5 protein-coding genes and 1 pseudogene are annotated in these 5,215 nt (G+C 63.3%); 5 read left to right on the forward strand and 1 reads right to left on the reverse strand.

Annotated elements, in window-relative coordinates:
• The coding region (locus tag KBY74_RS13505; RefSeq protein WP_254943147.1) for a glyceraldehyde 3-phosphate dehydrogenase NAD-binding domain-containing protein at nucleotides 1-716 on the reverse strand (716 nt) is incomplete at its 3' end.
• Nucleotides 717-782: 66 nt separating this feature from the next.
• Here KBY74_RS13505 and KBY74_RS13510 point away from each other — a divergent pair.
• The 5 genes and pseudogenes from KBY74_RS13510 (at nucleotide 783) to KBY74_RS13530 (ending at nucleotide 4,682) form a co-directional block, all read left to right on the forward strand.
• A complete protein-coding gene (locus KBY74_RS13510; protein WP_254943148.1) occupies nucleotides 783-1,115 on the forward strand; it encodes a helix-turn-helix transcriptional regulator in 333 nt (110 codons plus the stop codon).
• The gene (locus KBY74_RS13515; RefSeq protein WP_254943149.1) at nucleotides 1,085-2,173 is read left to right on the forward strand and encodes a permease; all 1,089 of its coding nucleotides are present in this window, start codon (nucleotides 1,085-1,087) and stop codon (nucleotides 2,171-2,173) included. Before KBY74_RS13510 ends, KBY74_RS13515 begins: the two co-directional genes overlap by 31 nt.
• An 11-nt stretch (nucleotides 2,174-2,184) precedes the next feature.
• Nucleotides 2,185-2,430 carry a thioredoxin family protein gene (locus tag KBY74_RS13520; protein ID WP_254943150.1) on the forward strand — a complete coding sequence of 82 codons (246 nt, stop codon included), beginning with the start codon at nucleotides 2,185-2,187 and terminating at the stop codon, nucleotides 2,428-2,430.
• A 58-nt stretch (nucleotides 2,431-2,488) separates the two neighbouring features.
• Nucleotides 2,489-3,590 (forward strand): annotated as a pseudogene (arsB, locus tag KBY74_RS13935) (ACR3 family arsenite efflux transporter).
• A gap of 156 nt (nucleotides 3,591-3,746) precedes the next feature.
• Entirely contained in the window at nucleotides 3,747-4,682 is a 936-nt protein-coding gene (locus tag KBY74_RS13530; RefSeq protein ID WP_254943151.1) for a PstS family phosphate ABC transporter substrate-binding protein, read from the forward strand.
• The last annotated feature ends 533 nt before the right edge of the window (nucleotides 4,683-5,215 follow it).

The raw sequence follows: 5,215 nt of genomic DNA on the forward strand, positions 1-5,215 counted from the left end.
ACCCGAACGGCATGGCCGTTGAGCTTGCCCTGCAGTTCAGGGAAGATCAGCCCGATCGCCCGGGCCGAGCCGGTGGTGGTGGGGATCAGGCTCTGGATGCAGGAACGGGCCCGGCGCAGGTCGCTCTTGAAGGCATCGACCACCACCTGGGTGTTGGTCACATCGTGCAGGGTGGTGATCGAACCGTGGCGGATGCCGAAGCTTTCGTGCACCACCTTCACCACCGGCGCCAGGCAGTTGGTGGTGCAGGAGGCGGCGGTGAGCAGGCGGTGGCGGGCGGGGTCGTAGAGGTGGTGGTTGACTCCGTAGACGATGTTGAGGGCTTCCTCTCCAGCGATCACCCCTTTCACCGGGCAGGCCACGATCACCCGCTTCAGGCCGAGCTGGGTGAAGTAAGGCTCGAGAGTTTCTGGGGTTTTGATCTTGCCGCTGCATTCGAGCACCAGATCCACATCGGCGCCGGCCCAGGGCACGGCGGTGGGATCCTTCTGCTGGCTGTAGCCCACGGGCTGGCCCTCCACCAGGAAGCCCGTCCCGTTCGCTTCCACGGCCTGGGGCCAGCGGCCATGCACCGAGTCGAATTCCAGTAGGTGGGCGGCGGCGGCGGCATCGCCTCCCGGATCGTTGACGTGCACCAGGGAAATGCCGGGCCGGCCCCAGAGGGCGCGGAACACCAGGCGGCCGATGCGGCCGAAGCCATTGATGCCGATCTTCATTCGCAAAGCCCGCGGTGCTACGAATATAGATCAACTAGAGTTGATTCAAGACGTGTTGTCGATCACATGGCCGATCCAGGGGCTGTTGCCAGTCCACCCATCCAGTCCGAGCAGGCCCGGGCGCTCCTCAAGGCCCTCGCCGAGCCGCTGCGCCTGCAGGTGATCGAAGCCCTCGGCGACGGCGAGCGGTGTGTCTGTGATCTCACCGCCGATCTCGGCCTGGCCCAGTCGAAGCTCTCCTTCCACCTCAAAGTGCTCAAGGAAGCCGGCCTGCTGGCCGATCGCCAGGAGGGCCGCTGGATCTACTACAGCCTGCGCCCGGAAGCGATCGAACAGCTGCGCAGTTGGCTGGCGGACCTGGGAGCCCAGTGCGGCAAGCCGGCGAGCCGCTGCACGTGAGCAACGTCACCCCGGCGATGCGGTGGCTGCGCACCAGCCGGCCCGGCCATGTCGCCCTGCTGGCCGGCCTCGTGGCCGCTTGGCTGCTGCTCTACCGGATCAACGAATCTCTCTGGGAGGTCGTGCTGTTCGGTTGGCTGGGTCTTGATCCTGGGCAGCGGCTGAGCGAAACCCTGCGCTTCTTCTTCTACGACTCGATCAAGATTGCCCTGCTGCTGAGCGGCATCATCTTCTTGGTGACCGTGCTGCGCTCCTATCTGAGCGTGGAGCGCACCCGGGCCCTGCTGGCCGGACGCCGTGAAGGGCTCGGCAACGTCTTGGCCGGTCTGCTCGGGGTGGTCACACCCTTCTGCTCCTGCAGTGCGGTGCCGGCCTTCATCGGTTTCCTGGCTGCGGGCATCCCGCTGGGGGTCACGCTGAGCTTTCTCATCGCCAGCCCGATGGTGAACGAGGTGGCGATCGGCCTGCTGTTCAGTCTGTTCGGCTGGCGGATCACACTGATCTACATCGGCTCCGGCCTGCTGATCGCGATCCTGGCGGGATGGGTGCTGGGTCGCCTACGACTGGAGCGCTGGGTCGAACCCTTCGTCTACGAAACCAAGCTGCACGGCCAGGCCGTGGAGAGTTCGCTGGGCCTTTCCTTCGAGCAGCGGCTTCAGATGGGGGCCGAAGAAGTGGTCTCCATCCTGCAGCAGATCTGGCCCTATCTGCTGATCGGCATCGGCGTGGGCGCCTTGATCCACGGCTGGGTGCCCACCAATTTCTTCGCCACCCATGCCGGCCGCAGCAATCCCTTCGGTGTGCTGCTGGCGGTGGGAATCGGCATCCCGCTGTATTCCAATGCGGCGGGTGTGATGCCGATGGTGCAGGCGCTTTATGAGAAGGGACTGCCGATGGGCACGGTTCTCGCCTTCATGATGAGCGTGGTGGCCCTGTCGGTGCCGGAGCTGATCCTGCTGCGCCGGGTGCTCAAGCCACCGTTGCTGGCCGCCTTCTTCTCGGTTACCGGCCTGGGCATCGTGCTGATCGGCTACATCTTCAATTCCATCCTGCCCTGATCCTTACCCCCATGGACATCAAGATTCTCGGCAGCGGCTGCAAGAAATGCATCACCCTGGAAGATCACGCCCGCAAAGGAGCCGCTGAGCTGGGCCTCGAGCCGAGCATCGAAGCGGTTCACGATCCGGTGGCCATTGCCGCCTATGGGGTGATGCGGACGCCGGCGTTGGTGATCGATGAACGGGTCGTCGTGGCGGGGCGGGTGCCCACTGCCGATGAGGTTCGCTCCCTGCTGAGCAAGGCATCGACGGATTGAGCAGGCAGCGTCGGTTCAGCCCCCAGCTTCCCTCCACTCCCGCTCTGCTCCCAACGGCATGAACCCGAAGTCCACCGACCATCACCCGCTGGCCCCCGACGAAAAGGCAATTCTGGCCAGGCTGTCGCTGCTGGATCGGTTCCTGCCGCTCTGGATCCTGTTGGCGATGGCGGGCGGACTGCTGCTGGGTCGCTTCTTCCCCGCCATTCAGGGGGTTCTCGATGCCGTGAGGATCGGCAACACCTCCCTGCCGATCGCCGTGGGGCTGCTGTTGATGATGTATCCCGTGCTGGCGAAGGTGCACTACGAGGAGCTTGGCCGGGCGGCGCGCGATCGCCGTTTGCTGCGGCTTTCACTGCTGCTGGTCTGGGGGCTGGGGCCGGCGCTGATGTTCGCCCTGGCCTGGATCTTTCTTCCGGGTCAGCCGGCGTTCCGCACCGGGCTGATCCTGATCGGCCTGGCCCCCTGCATCGCCATGGTGCTGATCTGGATCGATCTGGCCCAGGGGGATCGGGAGGCGGCCGCCCTGCTGGTGGCGATCAACTCGATCATCCAGGTGCTGGCCTATGCCCTGCTGGGTGGTTTCTACCTCAAGATCCTGCCCGGCTGGCTGGGGCTGGCCACCCAGGACGTGGCCTTTTCGATGGCGGAGATCGCCAAGGCGGTGCTGGTGTTTCTGGGGCTGCCCTTGCTGGGGGGCTACCTCAGCCGCCGGATCGGCCTGAGCCTCAAGGGACCGCGAGCAGCGCTTCATCCCCTTCATCAGCCCGTTCGCGCTCTACGGTCTGCTGTTCACGATCGTGGTGATGTTCGCCCTGCAGGGGCAGGCGATCACCTCCGATCCGCTCACGGTGGCGAGGGTGGCGGTGCCGTTGCTGCTCTATTTCTCGATCATGTGGTTCACGGCCTTCGCGGTGGGCCGGCGCAGCGGGCTCAGCTACGCGAAAACAGCGACGCTTGCCTTCACCGCCGCCGGCAACAACTTCGAGCTGGCCATCGCTGTGAGCATCAGCGTCTGGGGGGTCAGTTCCCGCCAGGCGCTCGCCGGGGTGATCGGCCCCCTCATCGAGGTGCCGGTGCTGGTGGCGCTGGTGTACGTGTCGTTGTGGCTCAGGGGCCGCCTGGCCATCACGAATCGCCCCGCCATAACCAATCCTTAACTCATCAACACGGGTTGATGGGTCAGAGTCATGCCGTTGGACACGGCATGACTCTGACCCTTCAGGCTCAGCCTGACCCTGGCGGTCACGCTCGTTTTCCCCGTTGCCTCTGGAGCTGCTCTGGCACAGCAGCAGGCATCCACCCGGCCGATCCGCATCAGCGGCTCCAGCACCGTGTACCCGATTGTGCAGGCGGGCATCAGCGCCTTCCGCCAGACGGCGGCCGGCAAGGGTGTCCGCATCAGTCTCAAGGAAACGGGCAGCACCGCCGGTTTCCGGGATCTCTGCAGCGGCCGGGTGGAGATCAGCAATGCATCGAGGCCCATCAACACCAATGAACTCAAGGCCTGTGCCGCCAAGGGCATCCGCTTCATTGAAGTGCCCCTGGCCTTCGATGCCCTCTCGGTGGTCGTCCATCCGGGCAACAGCTGGGCGAAAGCCGTGAGCACCCAGCAGCTCTCCCTGCTCTGGAACCGCAACGCCCAGGGGCGCATCAACCGCTGGAACCAGGTGAACCCGGCCTGGCCAAAGCGGCCGATCAAGCTGTGCGGAGCGGGCGGCGATTCAGGCACCTTCCACTACTTCAACAAGGCCATCAACGGCGATGAGGACAACTCCCGCCGCGATTATACCGCCAGCGAGGATGACAATGTGGTGGTGAACTGCGTGGCCGCTGATCCCCAGGCCCTTGGCTACCTTGGCTATGGCTGGTTCCGCAGCAACAGTGGCCGGCTCAAGGCCCTTGCGGTGGTTAATCCCAAGGGAAAACCTGTGCTGCCCTCCGTTCAGTCGGTGTTGCAGGGGCAATACCAGCCACTGTCCAGACCCCTGTTCATTTATGTCAACGATCAGGCCTTGCTCGACAGTGCCGAGGTCCGTAGTTTCACTACCTTCCTGATCCGGAACGCCCCCGAGCTGGTGGCCAAAACCAACTACATTCCGTTTCCTGATTCCACCATTCGTTTGGTGGAGACCAAGCTCTACCGCCATGTGCTGGGCACCTCCTTCGGCGGTGGCCTCCCGGTGGGTCTGACGATCGGTGACGCCCTCCAACGCAGCTTTGATCAACACAAGCGGCCAGAATTTCGCTAGGTGGCCATGGCAGCCAGCTCGCCATGGCTGCTGTGCAGCAGGGCAGGCTGGGATCGAGTACATTCCGCCTCCAGAGGCCCTACGAGGCCAGTTTCCAGCTCAGGCCACCGACAGCAATCGTTTCCGCTCACTGGTAGTGGTTTCCGCTTTAGGGGACCTGCAGCTGTGCGACAGTCCAGGAGATGCTGGGACGTCAACTGCCATGCCATCCGGCTTTCTTTGGTAAAATTAGGCCACGCATCTAGGGGGGCGTAATTAGTTCTCACGACAACAATTCCGATGAACAGTCGAACGTCTCAACCTCCAACCAGAGAATGCATTGCCTGCAGGATCAATAAACCACTTACTAAAGATTACTTCCAGGCCGTTGCTGGATTCGCACAAGGCTATTCATTTTACTGTAATTCCTGCAGCGCTGAGTCAAAAAAGGTGAAAGGCGCTGCGTCTGAAGACTCTGGCATGGATGCAACCACAGCTGATGTCGACCTTGATCGCTCAATAGACCTCCCTTCCTGAAGCAACCATTGTCATCT

The organism is Cyanobium sp. A1C-AMD (assembly GCF_024346495.1).
Lineage (GTDB): Bacteria > Cyanobacteriota > Cyanobacteriia > PCC-6307 > Cyanobiaceae > Cyanobium_A > Cyanobium_A usitatum.